This window comes from Aeromicrobium duanguangcaii, from assembly GCF_024508295.1.
In the GTDB taxonomy this organism is placed as follows: Bacteria; Actinomycetota; Actinomycetes; order Propionibacteriales; family Nocardioidaceae; genus Aeromicrobium; species Aeromicrobium duanguangcaii.
In genome coordinates, this window is sequence record NZ_CP101990.1 from 2,041,002 (window position 1) to 2,059,812 (window position 18,811).

Genomic DNA, 18,811 nt, shown 5'->3' on the forward strand with positions numbered 1-18,811 from the left:
CGTGCGTGAACAACTCTTCCGCCCATCCGGTCAAGGTCGACATCTGGTCCGACATCGCGTGCCCCTGGTGCTTCATCGGGAAACGCCGGTTCGAGCGTGCCGTCGCCGACTTCGACGGGGACGTCGAGGTCGAGTTCCACAGCTTCGAGCTCGCGCCGGACACCCCGGTCGACTTCGAGGGCAGCGAGGTCGACTTCCTCGCGCACCACAAGGGCATGGACCCGGCGCAAGTCGCGCAGATGCTCCAGCAGATGACGGTGCTGGCCGCCGACGAGGGCCTGTCGTACGACTTCGACGCCCTGCGCCACACCAAGACGCTGCTGGCCCACCAGGCGCTGCACTTCGCGAAGGCGCACGGCCGCCAGAGCGAGCTGAAGGAGCGCCTGCTCTCGGCCTACTTCGAGCAGGGCCGCCACGTGGGCCGGATCGACGAGCTCGTCGAGCTGGCGAACGAGGTCGGCCTGGACGGTGACGAGCTGCGCCGCGACCTCGAGTCGGGCCGGTACGCGGCCGACGTCGACGCCGACATCGCCCAGGCACGCGCCTACGGCATCAACGGCGTGCCGTTCTTCGTCTTCGACGGTCGCCTCGGCGTGTCCGGAGCCCAGGCTCCCGAGACCTTCCGCGAGGTGCTCGACCGCGTGGTCGCGGAGGCCTCGGCATGACCGGGCCCTTCGAGATGGTCGGCAACGACGAGGCGCCGGTCTGCGTCGACGGCGTCTGCGCGATCCCGGAGCCCTCAGCGGCCTCCGAGCCGTCGGAGCCGACCGAGGATCACGCCCGCGGGTGACGCCGGTAGGCGGACACCGTCGGATCGTCCTCGGCCCAGAACCGCCACGGCACATCGGCGTTGCGGCGGACGCCCACCCGCGGCCCCGCGACCAGCGTGGGCCGGTCGACGCGCTCGCCGAGGAACACCGGCTCCGGATCGAGCAGATCCGTGCCGAGGTCCAGGCTGGTGATCCCCAGCGCCTTGGTGAGGTTGCCCGGCCCGCGGGCCAGGGCGTGGTCGGCCACCGGACCGCGCCGCTCGCGCGCCACCTCGATGCCTTCGAGGATCTCGCCGGCGCGGATCAGCACGGCTGCGGCCTGCTCGGTCGGACCCGTCACGACGTTGGCGGCGTGATGGCCGTGGATCCGGTAGACGTAGAGCCGCCACGGCGGCCCGTACATGATCTCGGAGCGCGGCGTCCGGACGAAGGCGTGTGACGCCGGGTCCTCGATCCCGCCGTACGCCTCGACCTCGGTGATGCGCGCGACGACGCCGTGGCCGTGCAGCAGTCGGCCGACCAGGTCGCGGGCGCGTTCGGTGACCTCGGGCATGGGCCCTGACTATCACGCTCGCCGGGTGACCTACCGCGCGGGAGCGTAACGTGACCCACGTCACACCTGCGTCCCACGAGGAGCCATCGTGCCCACTTCCCGTCGTCGTTCTGCGGCCGCCGTCGCGGCCCTCGCCCTCGCTGCCGGCCTGGTGGCCTCGACCCCGGCCACCGCCGCGGATCACCCCTCCCGAGGCCCCGGGAAAGCCCCTGTTCCGGCGGGCCGCTACGTCGCGATGGGCGACTCCTTCGTGTCGGGCCCGGGCATCGAGCGCCAGCTGGACCCCTGCGGGCGCAGCGACAGGAACTTCGTCCGGCTGGTGGCCGCCGACCTGGGCTTCAGGGCGTTCACCGACGCCAGCTGCGGCGCCGCCACGACCAAGAACTACTCGAGTCCGCAGACGATGGGTGACTACGTCAACCCACCCCAGCTCGACGCCCTCACGCGCGACACGACCCTCGTCACCCTCGGGACGATGGGCGGCAACGACGTGGGCCTGGTCGGCCTGGCGACGACGTGCATCGTCCGCGGGTGCAGCACCCTGCCGCCCGAGCCCTACCAAGCGGCCATCGACGCCCTCGTTCCCGTCTATCGCCAGGTGATCCGCGAGGTCCGCCGCCGGGCGCCTCGCGCCGACATCGTCGCCGTCGGATACGGGACGTACGTGCCCCGCGAGACCTGCGCCGCCCTGGGCAACGCCACCGCCGCGGACCTGGAGTACCTCCAGGGAATGATCGACCGCCTCAGTGACACGATCGGGAAGGTCGCCAAGGAGCAGCGCATCGCCTTCGTGGACATGCGGCTGGTGAAGGGCTGGCGGGAGCACACGGCGTGCGCCGACCCCGCCGACCAGTGGGTCCGGGGCCTGAACGGCTACGGCGACGGCATCGCCCTGCACCCGTCGACCGCCGGCATGGTGCAGATGGCCAACCAGACGCTCAAGACGGTCCGCCCGATCGTCACGGCACGGCGGGCGGCGGAGCGCAGGGTGGCCTCGGCGGCCGCCAGCGTGCGCGTGCGCGCCGTCTGCCACGGACCGCGCCGGAACCCGCGGGTCACGATCCGCACCACCGGCGGCCACGGGCTGATCGCGGCGGCACGGTTCCGGGTGGGACGCCAGTGGGTCGGCGCGGACCAACGGGCGCCGTTCGCCGTGACGCGCTCTGCGCGGTCGCTGCGGACCGCTCGGGCGAAGGGCCCGGTGCGGGCCACGGCCATGGTCCGGAGCGGGAAGGTCGTCCGCGTCGCGAAGGCCACGACGAAACGCCCGTGGTGCCTGCGCTGAGCCGGCCGGTCAGTTCGCTCATTTACCTCCAGTAACAGTCGCCACATTGGTAGCCTTGGGTCACAGTCGCGTGACTCGAGGGAGGCGACATGAGCGTCTCCGCGCGTCGCCGGCTCACGGCCACGGCTGCTCTCGCGCTCGTCGCGCCGCTGCTGGCCCTGCCTGCCGCCTCGGCGACGGACGCCGTCTCGCCCGTGTGGGACCACACCGCGCCCGGTGAGCACTACGTGGCGCTGGGCGACTCCTTCGTCGCGGGTCCGGGGATCATGCCCGCCCGCGACGCCGGCTGCGGCCGCAGCGAGCTGAACCTGCCGACCCTCGTGGCCACCGAGCTTTCGGTCGCGTCCTTCACCGACGCCAGCTGCAGCGCCGCGCGGACGACCCACCTGTGGGCCTCCCAGCAGGCGAACGCGACGCTGAATCCCCCGCAGCTGAACGCGATCGGGCCGGAGACGACCCTGGTCACGCTCGGACCCCTGGGCGGCAACGACCTGGACGCGCCGGGGCTCGCCTGGACCTGCGTCACCGTCGGGTGCAGCGACCTCCCGACCCAGCCGACCCACGACGCGATCGACGCCCTGACCCCGACGTACCGCCGCGTGATCGCGGAGGTGCGTCAACGCGCGCCCCACGCGAGGATCTTCGCCCTCGGCTACGGCCACTTCGTCCCGGCTCAGGCCTGCGAACGCCTCGGACAGGCGTCGGACGCCGACCTCGGCCACCTGCAGGCGCTGGCGGACCGGCTGAGCGACATGATCGGACGCGTCGCCGCCGAGGAGGACGTCCCCTTCGTCGACCTGCGTGCCATCGAGGGCTGGGACGAGCACTCGGCCTGCGCCGATCCCGCCGACCAGTGGATGCGAGGTCTCGACGCGCTGGACGACGGCGGCGCGCCGCTGCACCCGTCCGCGCTGGGCATGACGGTCATGGCCGCCCACACCCTCGAGGCGATCCGCCGCCCGGTGCTCGAGACCCCGGCCCCTCCGATCCCCCGCCCCACCACGTCACGGCCGGTCGTCGCCCCGCGGCCGCCCTCGTCCGCTCAGCGCCTCACCGCCGCCGCGAGCTCCGTCCGGGTGCGCGCCCGCTGCATCGGCCCGCGCAAGCAACGTCGGGTCCGGCTGAGTGTGAACGGAGGCCAGGGACTCGTCCGGCAGACGGCCTTCCGCATCGGGAAGCGCTGGTCGGCGATCGACCGTCGCGCCCCGTTCACGACCACCCGCCGCGTCTCGGCGCTTCGCCGCGCGAAGGTGAAGGGCCCCGTGCGGGCGACGGTCACCCTCAGGCACGGCACGGCGCAACGCACCACCACCGTGAGGGTCAGACTGCCCAGCTGCTTGCGCTGACGGGAGGCCCTGCGGCCCCACCGTAGGCTTCGTGCCATGTCTGAGATCGCCCAGCCCGTCGACCTCGCGATCGGTCGCCGGCTGAACCCGGACGCCGTCGGCTGGACCCGCCGCCCCCTGCACCGCACGAGCCTGCCGCGCACCGGGCGGGTCAAGCGCTGGGAGTACTGGGGCGTCATGACCCGGCGCTTCGTGCTGGGGCTGACGATCGCCGATCTGGACTACGCGAACCTCACCCAGATCTACGCCTACGACCGACTGCGCCGCCATGAGGTCGCCCTCGACACGACCGACCTCGGGCCCCTGCGCCCCGGGCTGCCGGACGACCTTCCCCCGTTCACCGCGGCGAGCGGACCGCTGAAGTTCGCCGACCACGGGCGCGGGACCCGCATCAGCGTCGAGCACGAGCGCGTGAAGGTCGCCCTCGAGGCCGTCGGCGGCGACGACGCGCTCGGTGTCGTCGTGCCGTGGAGCCCGCGACGCTTCCAGTACACGCTCAAGGAGGTCGCGCGCCCGGTGAGCGGGACCATCGAGGTCGACGGTGAGCGCGAGGCCGTCCTCGCCGGCTGGGGCGTGCTCGACCGCGGCCGCGGGATCTGGCCCCACCGCATGACGTGGAACTGGGGCGCGGGCAGCGGCGACGTCTCGGGACGCCTGCTGGGACTCCAACTGGGCGGGAAGTGGACCGACGGCACCGGCCAGACCGAGAACGGCCTGTTCGTCGACGGCCGCCTGCACCACTGGATCGACGACCTCACCTGGGAGTACGACCTCGAGGACCCCGAGTCCACCTGGACCGTCACCGGTCCCGACGTCGAGGCCGTCCTCACCCCGTTCCACCGACGCGAAGCGTCGACCCAGCTCGGCGTGATCGCCAGCCGCACGCACCAGGCCTACGGCCGGTGGTCCGGCTGGGCGCGCGGCAGCCGAGGCGTCACCTACCGCCTCGACGGCCTCGTCGGCTGGGCCGAGGAGGCCCGGAACCGCTGGTGAGGCTCAGAGCCGGGCGCGCAGCTCCGCCAGCTGTTCGGTGACGCGCGCCTGGGCCGTGCCGCCACGGCCGTCGCGGGAGGCGATGGAGCCGCCGACCGTGAGGACCTCGCGGACTCCCCCGGGCTCGGACGCGCCGGCCAGGTGCGGCGACAGTGCCGCGAAGTCCTCGTCGGTGAGGTCCCACAGCTCGATGCCGCGCTCCTCGCACGCGCGCACGCAGGCGCCGGAGAGCTCGTGGGCGACGCGGAACGGCACGCCCTGACGAACCAGCCACTCGGCGATGTCGGTGGCCAGCGCGAACCCCTGCGGGGCGAGCTCGGCCATCCGCGCGGTGTTGAACTCCAGCGTGGCCACCATCCCGGTGAACGCCGGCAGCAGGACCTCGAGCGTGTCGATCGAGTCGAAGACCGGCTCCTTGTCCTCCTGCAGGTCGCGGTTGTAGGCCAGCGGCAGGGCCTTGAGCGTGGCGAGCAGGCCGGACACGTTGCCGATGAGCCGGCCGGCCTTGCCCCGCGCCAGCTCGGCGATGTCGGGGTTCTTCTTCTGCGGCATGATGCTCGAGCCGGTCGAGTACCCGTCGTGCAGCGTCACGAAGTCGAATTCCTTCGTGTTCCAGATGATGATCTCCTCGGCCAGGCGGGAGACGTCGACGCCGATCTGCGCGGTGACGAACGCGAACTCCGAGACGAAGTCGCGCGAGGACGTGCCGTCGATCGAGTTGGCGGCCGAGCCGGTGAAGCCGAGATCCGCCGCGACGGCCTCGGGGTCCAGACCCAGCGAGGAGCCCGCCAGGGCGCCCGAGCCGTAGGGCGACTCGGCGCCGACGCGGACGTCCCACTCGCGCAGGCGGTCGAGGTCGCGGACGAGCGGCCAGGCGTGCGCCAGCAGGTGGTGCGACAGCAGGACGGGCTGGGCGTGCTGCAGGTGGGTGCGGCCGGGCATGGGCGCACCGAGGTGCCGCTCGGCCTGACCGGCGATCGCCTCGACGAGCTCGCGGACGAGGGAGGCCACCTGCCGCGCGTGGTCGCGCAGGTAGGCCCGGAACAGCGTCGCGACCTGGTCGTTGCGCGACCGGCCGGCCCGCAGGCGACCACCGAGGTCGGCGCCGAGGCGCTCCATCAGGCCGCGTTCGAGCGCCGAGTGGACGTCCTCGTCCCCCGGCTCGGGCCGGAAGACCCCGGAGCGGACGTCGCCGTCGAGGGCGGCGATGCCCTCGGTCATGGCGGTGTAGTCGTCGTCCGACAGCAGGCCGGCGGCGTGCAGGACCCGGGCGTGGGCGCGGGAGCCGGCCAGGTCGTACGGCGCGAGACGCCAGTCGAAGTGGGTCGAGCGCGAGAGCTCGGTCAGCTCCGGCGACGGGCCGGAGGCGAACCGTCCGCCCCAGAGCCGCGAGTCGGCGGCCTCGACGTCGGCGGAGCCGGGCACGGCGGGAGTCAGATCAGGCGAGTCAGTCATCGGTGGGCACCTTACGGGCGAGGGAAGTGAGGTGGGCGGCGAGGGCCTCGCCGCCGGACGGGTCGCGCGCGATGAGCATGACCGTGTCGTCGCCGGCGATCGTGCCCAGCGTCTCGGTCATCTGCACGTGGTCGATCGCGGAGGCCAGGAACTGCGCGGCACCCGGTGGCGTGCGCAGGATGACGAGGTTCGCCGACGACTGCGCCGAGACCAGCAGCTCGCGCAGCAGGCGCTGCAGTCGGGTCTGCGCCGCCGAGGAGTCGGACGCCGCACGAGCGCTGCGGTCGCCGCCCTCGGCGGGGACGGCGTAGACGAGCGTGCCGTCGCCCTGGCGGACGCGCACCGCGTCGAGCTCGTCGAGATCGCGCGAGACGGTGGACGCCGTGGCGTTCACACCGCGCTCACGCAGGAGCAGCACGAGCTCGCCCTGGGAGTGGACGTCGCTCGTGCCCAGCAGGTCGACGATCAACTGCTGGCGCGCCGCCTTCGTCGCGGGGATCATCGCGGGCCCCCCGGACGCCGTCATGACCGCTCCAGCAGCCAGGTCAGGATCGCCTTCTGGGCGTGGACCCGGTTCTCGGCCTCGTCCCACACGACCGACCGGGGCCCGTCGATGACGTCGGCGGCGATCTCCAGGCCGCGGTAGGCCGGCAGGCAGTGCAGCACGATCGCTTCCGGATCCGCCTTGGCCATGAGGTCGGCGGTGACGGAGTAGTCGCCGAACAGGGCGACCCGCTCGGCCTTCTCGTCCTCCTGGCCCATCGAGACCCACGTGTCGGTGATGACGACGTCGGCGCCGGCGACCGCAGCGACGGGGTCGGTCGTGATCGTCACGGAGCCACCGGTCTGGGCCGCGATCCGCTCGGCGTCGGCCACGATCGCGGGATCGGGCTGGAAGCCCTCGGGAGCGCCGACGCGCACGTGCATGCCCGCCGTCGCGCCACCCAGGACGTACGAATGACCCATGTTGTTCGCGCCGTCGCCGACGTAGGCGACCTGCAGTCCCGCGAGCTCGCCCTTGTGCTCGATGACCGTGAGCCAGTCGGCCAGGATCTGGCACGGGTGGAAGTCGTCGGAGAGGGCGTTGACGACCGGCACGCCGGCGTACTGCGCCATCTGCTCCAGACCCGCCTGGGCGTAGGTGCGCCACACGACGGCGCTGGCCATGCGGCCGAACACGCGGGCGGTGTCGGCGATCGGCTCGCCGCGACCGACCTGCGTGACGCCGGTGTCCATCACCACGGGGTTGCCGCCGAGGTCGGCGACGCCGACCGCGAAGGACACCCGGGTGCGGGTCGAGGACTTGTCGAACAGCACGACGACCGACTGCGGGCCGGCCAGCGGCTTGCGCGAGTAGGGCTGAGCCTTCAGCTCGGCGGCGAGCGCCAGCACCTCGGCCTGCTCGGCCGGGGTCAGGTCGTCGTCGCGCAGGAAGTGCCGCGTCATGCCGGTGCTCATGCCAGCACCTCGTCGATCACGGCGGACAGCGTCCGGACCGCGTCGGCGGCCTCGTCCTCGGTGAGGATGAGCGGCGGCGCGAGCCGGAGCCGGTCGGGGGTCGGGGCGTTGACGATCAGCCCGGCGTCGAGCGCCGCCTGCTGGACGTCGGCAGCCCGCGGCTCGGTCAGCACGACGCCGCGCAGGAGTCCCCGGCCCGTCACGGCCGCGACCCGGGCATGACGGCCCAGTCCGTCGGCGAGCTGGTCGCCCCGGCTGCGCGTGGCGGTGAGCAGGTCCTCGGACTCGATCGTGGACACCACGGCCAGAGCGGCGGCCGTCGCGACGGGGTTGCCGCCGAACGTGGTGCCGTGGTTGCCGGGCCCGAGCAGCGAGCCGGCGTCGCCGAGCGCGACGAGCGCACCGATGGGGATGCCGCCACCGAGACCCTTGGCCAGCGTGACCAGGTCGGGACGCACGCCCGAGGGCGAGTGGCCGAACCAGTCGCCGGTGCGGCCGATGCCGGTCTGGACCTCGTCGAGCCACAGCAGGGCGCCGTGCTCGGTGGTGATGCGGCGGGCCGCCGCCAGGTAGTCGTCCGGCGGCACGATGACGCCGGCCTCGCCCTGGATCGGCTCGAGGAGCACGGCGGCCACGGTCTCGTCGACGGCCGCGGCGAGCGCGTCGGCGTCGCCGTACGGCACCCACCGGACGTCGCCGGGCAGTGGCTCGAACGGCTCGCGGTACGCGGCCTTGGACGTCAGGGCCAGCGCGCCCATCGTGCGGCCGTGGAAGGAGCCCTCCGCGGCGACGATCGTGGTGCGGCCGGTCCGGCGCGTGGCCTTGAACGCGGCCTCGTTGGCCTCGGTGCCTGAGTTCGTGAAGAACACCCGCCCGCCGGCCTCGCCCGCGTCGAGCAGGTCGAGCAGCTTCTCGGCCAGCTCGATCTGCGGGGCCGACGCGAAGAAGTTGCTGATGTGGCCCAGCGTCTGCAGCTGGTTCGTGACCGCCTCGAGGATCGCCGGGTGGCCGTGCCCCAGCGCGTTCACGGCGATGCCGCCGAGCAGGTCGAGGTAGCGGTTGCCGTCGGCGTCCCACACGTGCGAGCCCTCGCCGCGGACGAGCACCCGCAGCGGGTCGCCGAACGTGTTCATCAGGGACGAGCGGTACCGCTCCATCCACTGCGGGCCGCCGGGCCGCGGCTCGCGCCCGTGGACGACGACTCCTTCGGGGAGATTCACGCCTGCTCCTTCGCGCTGGTCGTGTAGAGGGCGGTGCGGATCTTGGTCTGCGCTCCGTCCAGCACCTGGGTGCCGACGCCCTCGTCGGTGAAGATCTCGAGCAGCACGGCGTGCTCCTCGCGTCCGTCGACGACCGTCGCGCGCTTGACGCCGCCACGGACCGCCTTGAGGCACGCGGTCATCTTGGGGATCATGCCGCTGGCCAGGCTGGGCAGGATCGCCTCGAGCGACTCGGGGCTGATCTCGCCGATCACGTCGGTGCTGGTCGGCCAGTCGGCGTACAACCCCTCGACGTCGGTCAGCACCAGGAGCTTCTCGGCGCCCAGCGCCACCGCCAGCGCGGAGGCCGCGGTGTCGGCGTTGACGTTGAGGACCTGGCCGTCGGAGTCGGGCGCGATGGTCGAGACGACCGGGATGCGACCGGCCTCGATGAGGTCGATCACGGCCTCGGGCCGCACGCCCACGACCTCGCCGACGAGCCCGACGTCGACGGGCTCGCCGTCGACGAGGGGCATCGTGCGCTGGGCGCGGAAGAGGCCGCCGTCCTCACCCGAGAGGCCGACCGCGAGATCGCCGTGGGTGTTGAGCAGGCCGACCAGCTCGGGCCCGACCTGGCCCTTCAGCACCATCCGGACGACCTCCATCGCCGCGGGGGTGGTGACACGCAGGCCGCCACGGAACTCCGAGTCGATCTGGAGACGCTCCAGCATCGCGCTGATCTGCGGGCCGCCGCCGTGCACCACGACGGGCTTGAACCCCGCCAGGCGCAGGAAGACGATGTCCTCGGCGAAGGCGCGCTTGAGCTTCTCGTCGGTCATGGCGTTGCCGCCGTACTTCACCACGACGATCTTGCCGTGGTAGGCCTTCAGCCACGGCAGGGCGTGCGCCAGCGTGGCGGCCTTGGTGGTGGCCTCGGCCCATGCCTCGGGCGCCCATTCGGTCAGTCGGTTGTCGCTCATGGCTTCCTCAGGTCGAGTAGGCGGAGTTCTCGTGCACGTAGGCGTGCGTCAGGTCGTTGGTCCAGATGGTGGCGCTGTGGTCGCCGGACTTCAGGTCGATCGTCACGGTGACCGACCGCTGCTCCAGGTCGACGAGGTCGATCGACTCGCCCACGCCGGAGTTGCGGCACACCCACACGTCGTTGACGGCGACGTCCAGGTCGATCGGGTCGAACTGCGCCTGCGTCGTGCCCACCGAGGCCAGGATGCGGCCCCAGTTCGGGTCCTTGCCGTAGATCGCGGTCTTGAACAGGTTGCTGCGCGCGACCGAACGACCCACCTCGAGCGCGTCGGCCCCGCTGGCGGCGTTGATCGTGGTGATGGCGATCTCGTGGTCGGCGCCCTCGGCGTCGGCCAGCAACTGCAGCGCGAGGTCGCGGCACACGGTCGTCAGCGCCTCGGTGAACTCGGCCGGATCGGGCGAGACGCCCGAGGCACCCGACGCCATCACCAGCACCGTGTCGTTCGTGGACTGGCAGCCGTCGGAGTCGAGGCGGTCGAAGGACACCGCGGTCGCCGACCGCAGGGCGGTGTCCAGCGTCGTGGCGTCGACATCGGCGTCGGTCGTGATGACGACGAGCATCGTGGCCAGCGCGGGGGCGAGCATGCCGGCGCCCTTGGCCATCCCGCCGATCACCCAGCCGTCGCCGCCGCCCGTGGCCTGCTTGTCGACGGTGTCGGTCGTCATGATCGCGGTCGCCGCGTCGTGGCCGCCGTCGGGCGACAGCGCGGCGAAGGCGGCGTCCACCCCGGCGAGCACCTTCGGCTCGTCCAGGAGGCGGCCGATGAGGCCGGTCGAGCAGACCTGCACGTCGATCGCGCCGATGCCCAGGTGCTCGGCGACCCGCTCGGCCGTGCGGTGCGTCGCGGCGAAGCCCTCGGGGCCGGTGTAGCAGTTGGCACCACCGGAGTTCAGGACGATCGCCCGGGCGCTGCCGCCCTTGATCGCCTGCTCGCTCCAGATGACGGGGTGTGCCTTGCAGCGGTTCGAGGTGAAGACGGCGGCGGCGGCCGACGACGGCCCCTCGTTGACGACCAGGGAGATGTCGGGCTTGCCCGAGTCCTTGAGCCCGGCGGTCACGCCCGCGGCGCGAAACCCCTGTGCGGCGGTGACGCTCATGCCGTGACCGCCTTCGAAAGAGCACCATGGGCCGGTCCCGGCATGAGGTGCTGGATGTTCACTCGCTGCCGCTCGCTCATGGAGCCACTCCGATCGTGGTCAGTCCGGTGGTCTCGGGCAGGCCGAGCGCGAGGTTCATCGACTGGATCGCGCCGCCCGCCGTGCCCTTGACCAGGTTGTCGATGGCGGTGACGGTGACCAGGCGGCCGACCCGCTCGTCCACCGCGATCTGCACGTGGGCGACGTTCGCGCCGAGCGTGGCCGCCGTGGTGGGCCACTGCCCCTCGGGCAGAAGCGCGATGAACGGCTCGTCGCCGTAGGTCTTCTCGTAGACGGCCCGGGCCGCGTCTGCGTCGACGCCCGGGGCCAGCCGCGCGGTGGCGGTGGCCAGGATGCCGCGCGCCATCGGCACCAGGGTCGGTGTGAACGAGATCGTCACGTCCTCGGCGCCCGCCCGGGTGAGGTTCTGGGCGATCTCGGGGATGTGCCGGTGCGTGCCGCCGACGCCGTAGGGCGAGGCCGAGCCGAGCCCCTCGGACGCGAGCAGGTGCGGCTTGAGCGCCTTGCCCGCGCCGGAGAAGCCGTTGGCCAGCACGGCCACCAGGTCGGTCGACTCGACGATCCCGGCGGCGACGGCCGGCTGCAGTCCCAGCGTGACCGCGGTGACGTTGCAGCCGGGGACGGCGACCCGGCGGACTCCGGAGAGGGCGTCGCGCTGACGTCCCTCACCGGTGATCAGCTCGGGCAGTCCGTACGGCCACGTGCCGGCGTGCTCGCCGCCGTAGTACTGCGCCCACGCATCCGAGCTCTCGAGCCGGTGGTCGGCGCCGCAGTCGATGACGAGGACATCATCGGGCAGCTGGGCCGCGACCTCGGCGGACGCCCCGTGGGGCAGCGCCAGGAAGACGACGTCGTGACCGGCCAGGTTCTCGGCCGTGGTCTCGCCGACGATGCGCTCGGCCAGCGGCAGCAGGTGCGGCTGGTGCCGGCCGAACCGCGTGCCCGCGGTCGAGGCGGCGGTCAACGCCCCGATCTCGACCTGCGGGTGCTGCAGCAACAACCTGAGCACCTCTCCCCCGGCGTAGCCGGTGGCCCCCGTGACAGCAGCTCTGATCATCGCGCTCAGTCCGTCCCGAACTCCATGGCGGCCGCCTCCAGCGCGGCCTCCTCGTCACCCTCGACGGAGGGGTTGGCCTCGATCCGCATCGCGCCGCCGGCGGGCAGCTCACCGAAGAGCGTGCCGTTCTCGACGAGCACCTGACCCTGGTCGAGCGGCTGCGAGGCGTACATCTCGAGCTTGGCGCGCGAGTCGGCGATGTCGAGGTTGCGCATCGTCAGCTGGCCGATCCGGTCGACCGGGCCGAACGCGGCGTTCTCGGTGCGCTCCATCGACAGCTTGTCGGGGTGGTACGAGAAGTTCGACCCCTGCGTGTCGGTGATCGTGTAGTCCTCGCCCCGCCGCAGCCGGATCGTGACCGAGCCGCTGACCAGCGAGGCGATCCACCGCTGGATCGACTCACGCAGCATCATCGCCTGCGGGTCGAGCCACCGGCCTTCGTACATCAGCCGGCCCAGTCGACGGCCGTGCTGGTGGTAGTTCGCGATGGTGTCCTCGTTGTGGACCGCGTTGACCAGCCGCTCGTAGGCGATCCAGAGCAGGGCCATGCCCGGCGCCTCGTAGATGCCCCGGCTCTTGGCCTCGATGATCCGGTTCTCGATCTGGTCGGACATGCCCAGGCCGTGACGGCCGCCGATCGTGTTGGCCTCGTGGACCAGCGCGACGGGGTCGTCGAAGCGGACGCCGTTGATCGCGACCGGCCGGCCCTCCTCGAACGTGACGGTCACGTCCTCGGCGTCGATGTCGACGGCCGGGTCCCAGAACTTCACGCCCATGATCGGGTCGACGGTCTCGAGGGAGACGTCGAGGTGCTCGAGGGTCTTGGCCTCGTGCGTCGCGCCCCAGATGTTCGCGTCGGTCGAGTAGGCCTTCTCCTGGCTGTCCCGGTACGGCAGGTCGTGGTCGGTGAGCCACTGGCTCATCTCCGTGCGACCGCCGAGCTCGTGGACGAAGTCGGCGTCGAGCCAGGGCTTGTAGATCCGCAGCTCGGGGTTGGCCAGCAGGCCGTAGCGGTAGAACCGCTCGATGTCGTTGCCCTTGAAGGTCGAGCCGTCGCCCCAGATGTTGACGCCGTCCTCCTGCATCGCGCGCACGAGCAGCGTGCCCGTGACGGCGCGGCCGAGCGGCGTCGTGTTGAAGTAGGTGCGGCCGGCCGACTTGATGTGGAAGGCGCCGCACGCCAGCGCCGCCAGACCCTCGTCGACGAGGGGGCGCTTGCAGTCGATCGCCCGGGCGAGCTCGGCGCCGTACTCCATGGCGCGGCCGGGAACGCCGGAGATGTCCGGCTCGTCGTACTGGCCGAGATCGGCCGTGTAGGTGCAGGGGACGGCGCCCTTGTCGCGCATCCATGCGACGGCGACGGAGGTGTCGAGACCGCCGGAGAAGGCGATGCCGACGCGCTCGCCGGCTGGCAGACTGGTGAGGACCTTGGACATGTGGAACATTCTTGCACAGGGCTGCAAGTAATTGCACTCTGGGTCGTCCCACGGTCCCCTAGTATCCCAGCCATGGCTCGCGTCCTGCTCCGCCTCGTGACCGCGGTCGTGATGATCGGCCTGCTGCTGGTTCCCGCTCTCGCGACGATGAGCGACCCCTCCGACGGCGCCGTCGCCGACCCGGTGACGATCACCGAGTACCGCGCCGACTACGACGTCGCCGACGACGGCACCCTCACCGCCACCGAGACGATCACGGCCGACTTCCCCTTCGGGCGTCACGGCATCTTCCGCTACTGGGACCTGGCCGACTTCGCCGACTCCGGTGTGCGTTACCGGCCGCACGACGTCAGCATCCGGCTGGACGGCGAGCCCGTTCCCGTCTCGGCCTACTGGGAGCAGGGCCGGCGGTTCCGCGTCGCCCAGATCGGCGACGCCGACAGCTACCTCACGCCCGGATCGCACACCTACACGATCAAGTACAGGATCGACGGCGTGCTCGCGCCCAACCCCGACCGTCTCGCAGGGTCGAGCGCCAGCTGGACCGGCGGCGAGGCCGACCGCTCGGAATTCGTCTGGCAGGTGGTGGCGGCCGGGTGGAGCATGCCGATCCGCGCGGCGGACCTGCGTGTCACACTCCCCCACCGGGCCGACCGGCTCGAGTGCTCCATCGGCGACGGCCGCACGTGCACCGTCGCGGGTGAGGGCACCCGGACGCTGCGCATCACCGCGTCGGGGCTGCCGCCCAACACCCCCGTCGTCCTGCGCGCGGCGATGGACGCGCCGGCTCCCGACCGCGCCCACGTGCCGTGGTCGATCGGCTGGGACCGCGCCCTCGGCTCGTCGGTCACGCCGTTCCTGATCGTGGTGCTGTTGTCACTGGTGGCGCTGGCCGTCGGCTACCTGATCGACCGCTCGACCCGCGAGCGCAGTCCTGGCCTGCCGGTGTTGTACGAGCCCCCGCAGGGGCTCGGCCCCGTCCAGACTGCCTACGTGGTCGACGAGCGGGTCCCGAAGCGCGCGTTGACGGCCACCCTCATGCACCTGGCCGAGCAGGGTCACGTCACCTTGCACGAGAACGACGGCAACTGGACGGTCAAGGGCACCCTCGCCGGTGATGCGTGGGACACGCTCGATCCCGTGGCACGCCATGTCGTGTCCGGCCTGGGCCTGCGCGGGCCGAACGGACCGACCTTCAAGGCCAATGGATCGGTCAAGTCAGGCCAGCGGCTGCAGAGGACCCAAGGCGCCATCGCCGGCGTCACCCGCGAGTGGGCCATCAGCAGTGGCGCGGTCGTCCCCGCACGCCGAGAGTGGGTCTGGCGCATCCTGTTCGCCGTGGCCGTCGTCATCGTCGCGGCGGGCTCGATCGTGGGGGTCCCCGGCCTGTACCTGATGCCCTTCGCCGCGTTCGCCATCGGCTCCGTGGGCGTGCTCCTGCCGGGCGTCGGGTCGCGCCGGACCAAGCACGGCCGCGAGCTCTGGTCGCGGGCCGGCGGCTTCGAGCGCTTCCTCACGACCGACGCCGCGCGCGACCGCTTCGACTTCAGCGGTCGTGAGCAGCTGTACACCGCCTACATCCCCTACGCCGTCGCCTTCGACGCCGCGCACCGGTGGGCGCGCAAGTACGAGGTGTCCACGGGCCAACCCGCGCCCGTGCCGCTCTGGTACGGCACCGGAGTCGGCTATGCCGGCGCTTCGCACGCCGCAAGCGGCGGCGACCCCTTCACCAGCTTCGAGAAGGCGGTCTCCAGCTCGATCAGCGCGTACACCGCCACCCAGGCCTCGTCGTCGTCGTCCGGGGGCGGCGGAGGCGGCGGAGGCGGCTTCAGCGGGGGTGGAGGCGGCGGGGGTGGCGGCGGCTCCTGGTGAGACCGCCCGCCGTCGGCGCGCCGCGCACTAGAGTCTCCATCAGTCCACGACCCCGGAGGTACCTGCCTTGATCTGGATCATCGTCGCGATCGTCGTCGTCCTCGCCCTCGTGCTGTTCGGCGTGGTGGCGTTCAACCGGCTGCGTACCGCCGACATCGGCGCCCAGGAGGCACTGGGCGGCATCGACGTGCAGCTCACCCGCCGGGCCGACCTCATCCCCAACCTGGTGAACACCGTGAAGGGCTACGCCGAGCACGAGCGCGGCGTCTTCGAGGAGGTCACCGCGGCTCGGACGGGCGTGACCGAGGCCGCGCGCTCCGGCTCGGTCGAGCAGCGCGCCGCCGCCGAGGGACGGCTGGACCGGGCCCTCGTCGACGTGATGGCGGTGGCCGAGGCCTACCCCGACCTCAAGGCCTCGGCGAACTTCCAGCAGCTGCAGTCCGACCTGCGCGACACCGAGGACAAGCTCTCGTTCGCTCGTCAGTACTACAACGACGCCGTGCGTCGGCTCAACGAGCTCGTGCGGACGATCCCGTGGATGTTCTTCGCCGGCATGGCCGGCGTCGAGGAGCGCACGTTCTACGACGCACCGGACGGCCAGGACACCGCCCCGTCCGTCCAGTTCTGACCCGGGAGGTCAGAGGACCTGCGTCATCCAGCCGTGGGTGTCCTTCGCGCGTCCGTACTGGACGTCGAGCAGGGCCGAGCGGATGTCGGCGGTGACCTTGCCGGACTCGCCCTCGGCGCTCACGACCTCGCCACCGTCCCACTTGAGCTTGCCCACCGGGGTGACGACCGCGGCGGTGCCGCAGGCGAAGACCTCGGTGATCGTGCCGTCGGCGACACCGTCGCGCCAGTCGTCGATCGCGATCCGGCGCTCGACGACCTCGTGACCGAGGTCCTTGGCGATGGCCAGGATCGAGTCACGGGTGACGCCCTCGAGGATCGAGCCGCTGAGCTCGGGCGTGACGAGCGTGCCGTCGGAGTGGACGAAGTACAGGTTCATGCCACCGAGCTCTTCGATCCACCGATTCTCGACGGAGTCCAGGAACGCCACCTGCGCGCAGCCGTTGGCGGCGGCCTCCTGCTGCGGCAGCAGACTCGCGGCGTAGTTGCCGCCGCACTTGGCAGCGCCCGTGCCACCGAAGCCCGCCCGGCTGTACTGGCTGGACAGCCAGATGTCGACCGGCTTGACGCCCTCGGCGAAGTAGGCGCCGGCGGGCGAGGCGATCACCGAGTAGGTGACGTGCTGGCTCGGCCGCACCCCGAGGAAGACCTCGGACGCGAACATGAACGGCCGCAGGTAGAGGCTGCGCTCCTCGCCCGTGGGCACCCACTCGCGGTCGGTCTCGATGAGCGCCTTGACCGATCCGATGAACCAGTCCACCGGCAGCTCGGGCAGAGCCAGGCGGTGGGCCGAGCGCTGCATGCGCAGCGCGTTGGCCTCGGGCCTGAACAGCCACACCGAGCCGTCGGCGTGGGCGTAGGCCTTGAGGCCCTCGAAGATCTCCTGCGCGTAGTGCAGGACCGCGGTCGCCGGGTCGAGGGACAGCGGGCCGTACGGCACGACGCGGGCGTCGTGCCAGTCGCGGTCCGGAGTCCACTCGGCCAGGAACATGTGGTCGGTGAAGTAGTTGCCGAAGCCGGGGTCCTCGAGGATCCCGGCGCGATCGGCGGCGCTGCGCGCGTTCGGATTCGTTTCGATCCTGGGGTTGAACGCGGGGGTGGTCATGCCGGACACGATAGTCCTTTCACAGGGAGGGGAGGTCAGGTCGTCAGGCGACCGGTACCTCCGCGGCCACGCGCTCGGCAATGGCCTCCCCCACCTCCTGCGTGGAACGCGGCTGACCGTCGCGCGCGGCGATGTCGGCCTCGACCGCGGCGGTGATGCGCTGCGCCTCGGCGGCGTGACCGAGGTGCTCCAGCAGCAGACCGGCCGACAGGATCGCGGCGGTCGGGTCGGCCTTGGACTGACCCGCGATGTCGGGAGCCGAGCCGTGGACCGGCTCGAACATGCTCGGCGACGTGCGATCGGGGTTGACGTTGCCGCTGGCGGCCAAGCCGATGCCACCGGTGATGGCGGCGGCGAGGTCGGTCAGGATGTCCCCGAACAGGTTGTCCGTGACGATGACGTCGAACCGGGCCGGGTCGGTCGCCAGGAAGATCGTGGCGGCGTCGACGTGCAGGTAGTCGACCGTGACGTCGGGGAACTCGGCGCCGACGGCCTCGACCGTGCGGCTCCACAGGTGACCGGCGTGCACCAGGACGTTGTTCTTGTGCACGAGCGTCAGCTTGCGACGCGGGCGCGCCTGGGCGCGGGCGAAGGCGTCGCGGACGACGCGCTCGACACCGAACGCCGTGTTGAGGCTGACCTCGGTGGCGACCTCGTGGGGGGTGCCCACGCGGATGGCGCCGCCGTTGCCCACGTACGGGCCCTCGGTGCCCTCACGCACGACGACGAAGTCGATCTCGCCGGGATCGGCGAGCGGCGTCGGGACGCCGGGGAACAGCTTCGACGGGCGCAGGTTGACGTAGTGGTCCAGCTCGAACCGCAGCCGCAGCAGCAGTCCGCGCTCGAGCACGCCCGACGGGACCGACGGGTCGCCGACGGCGCCCAGCAGGATCGCGTCGTGCCCGCGGATCTCCTCGAGCACGGTGTCGGGCAGCGTCTCGCCCGTGGCGTGCCAGCGGCGCGCCCCCAGGTCGTAGGCCGTCCGGTCGAACGTGAGTCCGGCGCCCTCGGCGACGACGTCGAGAACCTTCAGGGCCTGGTCGGTGACCTCGGGGCCGATGCCGTCTCCGGCAACGACCGCGAGCGAGTAGGTGCTGGTCATGCGTCCCATCCTATGACTGTCGATCTCAGATGCTGAAACTTGGGTCTCGACATACGGTCGTCAGTTGTCCTCCGGGACGACGTCGGATTCGTCGGCCTGATCGCGCAGGTGGGCCGGGCCCCATTCGATGACGGTGGTCGGTGCGTACATGAGTGCTCCTCTGAAGGAAAGTGGCGGGGTTGTCGTGCGGGATCCGACGGGACCGACGACCCTGCGGGGCCACGAGCTGAGACGGGTGACGTCGATCAGCGATTTCAGAGGAGGAGAACCAGGTCCTGGTCCAGAACATCTGCTGCAGAGTCGTCGAGCCAACGCCGAAACTCCGCGGCAGGTGTGGCCCTAGGAGGTCCTGCC

The 18,811-nt window shown here is 71.8% G+C and carries 18 protein-coding genes; 7 read left to right on the top strand and 11 right to left on the bottom strand.

Annotation, left to right across the window (positions count from 1 at the left end):
• Nucleotides 1-5: 5 nt before the first annotated feature.
• Together NP095_RS10060 and NP095_RS10065 are read left to right on the top strand one after the other, a co-directional pair.
• Entirely contained in the window at nucleotides 6-665 is a 660-nt protein-coding gene (locus NP095_RS10060) for a DsbA family oxidoreductase (protein ID WP_232419080.1), read from the top strand.
• Nucleotides 662-790, top strand: coding sequence for a hypothetical protein (locus tag NP095_RS10065; protein WP_255669262.1), 129 nt, complete (start codon nucleotides 662-664; stop codon nucleotides 788-790). The genes NP095_RS10060 and NP095_RS10065 overlap by 4 nt, the downstream gene beginning before the upstream one ends.
• Here the strand turns inward: NP095_RS10065 and NP095_RS10070 are convergent.
• On the bottom strand, nucleotides 775-1,323 hold the full coding sequence (locus NP095_RS10070) for a DNA-3-methyladenine glycosylase (RefSeq protein WP_232419079.1): 549 nt from the start codon (nucleotides 1,321-1,323) through the stop codon (nucleotides 775-777). The genes NP095_RS10065 and NP095_RS10070 overlap by 16 nt on opposite strands.
• Nucleotides 1,324-1,411: 88 nt before the next feature.
• On the opposite strand from NP095_RS10070, the gene NP095_RS10075 reads away from it, so the two are divergent.
• The 3 genes from NP095_RS10075 to NP095_RS10085 all read left to right on the top strand — a co-directional run bounded on the left by NP095_RS10075 (nucleotide 1,412) and on the right by NP095_RS10085 (nucleotide 4,947).
• Nucleotides 1,412-2,608 (top strand): SGNH/GDSL hydrolase family protein, encoded by a 1,197-nt coding sequence (locus NP095_RS10075; RefSeq protein ID WP_232419078.1) that lies wholly within the window; start codon nucleotides 1,412-1,414, stop codon nucleotides 2,606-2,608.
• Between the two features lie 89 nt (nucleotides 2,609-2,697).
• Complete coding sequence (locus tag NP095_RS10080; RefSeq protein WP_232419077.1) at nucleotides 2,698-3,954, top strand: SGNH/GDSL hydrolase family protein; 1,257 nt, start codon at nucleotides 2,698-2,700, stop codon at nucleotides 3,952-3,954.
• 36 nt (nucleotides 3,955-3,990) lie between these two features.
• Nucleotides 3,991-4,947, top strand: coding sequence for a DUF2804 domain-containing protein (locus NP095_RS10085; RefSeq protein ID WP_232419076.1), 957 nt, complete (start codon nucleotides 3,991-3,993; stop codon nucleotides 4,945-4,947).
• 3 nt (nucleotides 4,948-4,950) lie between these two features.
• Here the strand turns inward: NP095_RS10085 and argH are convergent, their stop codons facing one another.
• The 8 genes from argH to argG all read right to left on the bottom strand — a co-directional run bounded on the left by argH (nucleotide 4,951) and on the right by argG (nucleotide 13,751).
• Nucleotides 4,951-6,402 (bottom strand): argininosuccinate lyase, encoded by a 1,452-nt coding sequence (gene argH / locus NP095_RS10090; protein ID WP_232419075.1) that lies wholly within the window; start codon nucleotides 6,400-6,402, stop codon nucleotides 4,951-4,953.
• A complete protein-coding gene (locus tag NP095_RS10095) occupies nucleotides 6,395-6,904 on the bottom strand; it encodes an arginine repressor (protein ID WP_232419074.1) in 510 nt (169 codons plus the stop codon). The genes argH and NP095_RS10095 overlap by 8 nt, the downstream gene beginning before the upstream one ends.
• A gap of 20 nt (nucleotides 6,905-6,924) precedes the next feature.
• Nucleotides 6,925-7,848, bottom strand: a complete 924-nt coding sequence (gene argF / locus NP095_RS10100) for an ornithine carbamoyltransferase (RefSeq protein ID WP_304523559.1) — start codon at nucleotides 7,846-7,848, stop codon at nucleotides 6,925-6,927.
• 8 nt (nucleotides 7,849-7,856) lie between these two features.
• Nucleotides 7,857-9,017 carry an acetylornithine transaminase gene (locus tag NP095_RS10105; RefSeq protein ID WP_232419093.1) on the bottom strand — a complete coding sequence of 387 codons (1,161 nt, stop codon included), beginning with the start codon at nucleotides 9,015-9,017 and terminating at the stop codon, nucleotides 7,857-7,859.
• 59 nt (nucleotides 9,018-9,076) lie between these two features.
• Nucleotides 9,077-10,039 carry an acetylglutamate kinase gene (argB, locus tag NP095_RS10110; protein ID WP_232419072.1) on the bottom strand — a complete coding sequence of 321 codons (963 nt, stop codon included), beginning with the start codon at nucleotides 10,037-10,039 and terminating at the stop codon, nucleotides 9,077-9,079.
• A 7-nt stretch (nucleotides 10,040-10,046) separates the two neighbouring features.
• Nucleotides 10,047-11,198 carry a bifunctional glutamate N-acetyltransferase/amino-acid acetyltransferase ArgJ gene (gene argJ / locus NP095_RS10115; protein ID WP_232419071.1) on the bottom strand — a complete coding sequence of 384 codons (1,152 nt, stop codon included), beginning with the start codon at nucleotides 11,196-11,198 and terminating at the stop codon, nucleotides 10,047-10,049.
• 76 nt (nucleotides 11,199-11,274) lie between these two features.
• Complete coding sequence (gene argC / locus NP095_RS10120; RefSeq protein ID WP_232419070.1) at nucleotides 11,275-12,315, bottom strand: N-acetyl-gamma-glutamyl-phosphate reductase; 1,041 nt, start codon at nucleotides 12,313-12,315, stop codon at nucleotides 11,275-11,277.
• Between the two features lie 5 nt (nucleotides 12,316-12,320).
• Entirely contained in the window at nucleotides 12,321-13,751 is a 1,431-nt protein-coding gene (gene argG / locus NP095_RS10125; protein ID WP_232419069.1) for an argininosuccinate synthase, read from the bottom strand.
• A gap of 72 nt (nucleotides 13,752-13,823) precedes the next feature.
• Between argG and NP095_RS10130 the strand changes: the two genes are divergently transcribed.
• Nucleotides 13,824-15,623 carry a DUF2207 domain-containing protein gene (locus NP095_RS10130; protein WP_232419068.1) on the top strand — a complete coding sequence of 600 codons (1,800 nt, stop codon included), beginning with the start codon at nucleotides 13,824-13,826 and terminating at the stop codon, nucleotides 15,621-15,623.
• Nucleotides 15,624-15,690: 67 nt separating this feature from the next.
• Nucleotides 15,691-16,251: a LemA family protein gene (locus tag NP095_RS10135; protein ID WP_232419067.1), complete on the top strand. Its 561-nt coding sequence runs from the start codon at nucleotides 15,691-15,693 to the stop codon at nucleotides 16,249-16,251.
• A 9-nt stretch (nucleotides 16,252-16,260) separates the two neighbouring features.
• Here the strand turns inward: NP095_RS10135 and NP095_RS10140 are convergent, their stop codons facing one another.
• Together NP095_RS10140 and NP095_RS10145 are read right to left on the bottom strand one after the other, a co-directional pair.
• Nucleotides 16,261-17,355, bottom strand: coding sequence for a branched-chain amino acid aminotransferase (locus tag NP095_RS10140; protein ID WP_232419066.1), 1,095 nt, complete (start codon nucleotides 17,353-17,355; stop codon nucleotides 16,261-16,263).
• Between the two features lie 43 nt (nucleotides 17,356-17,398).
• Entirely contained in the window at nucleotides 17,399-18,457 is a 1,059-nt protein-coding gene (locus tag NP095_RS10145) for a 3-isopropylmalate dehydrogenase (protein ID WP_232419065.1), read from the bottom strand.
• Between the last annotated feature and the right edge of the window lie 354 nt (nucleotides 18,458-18,811).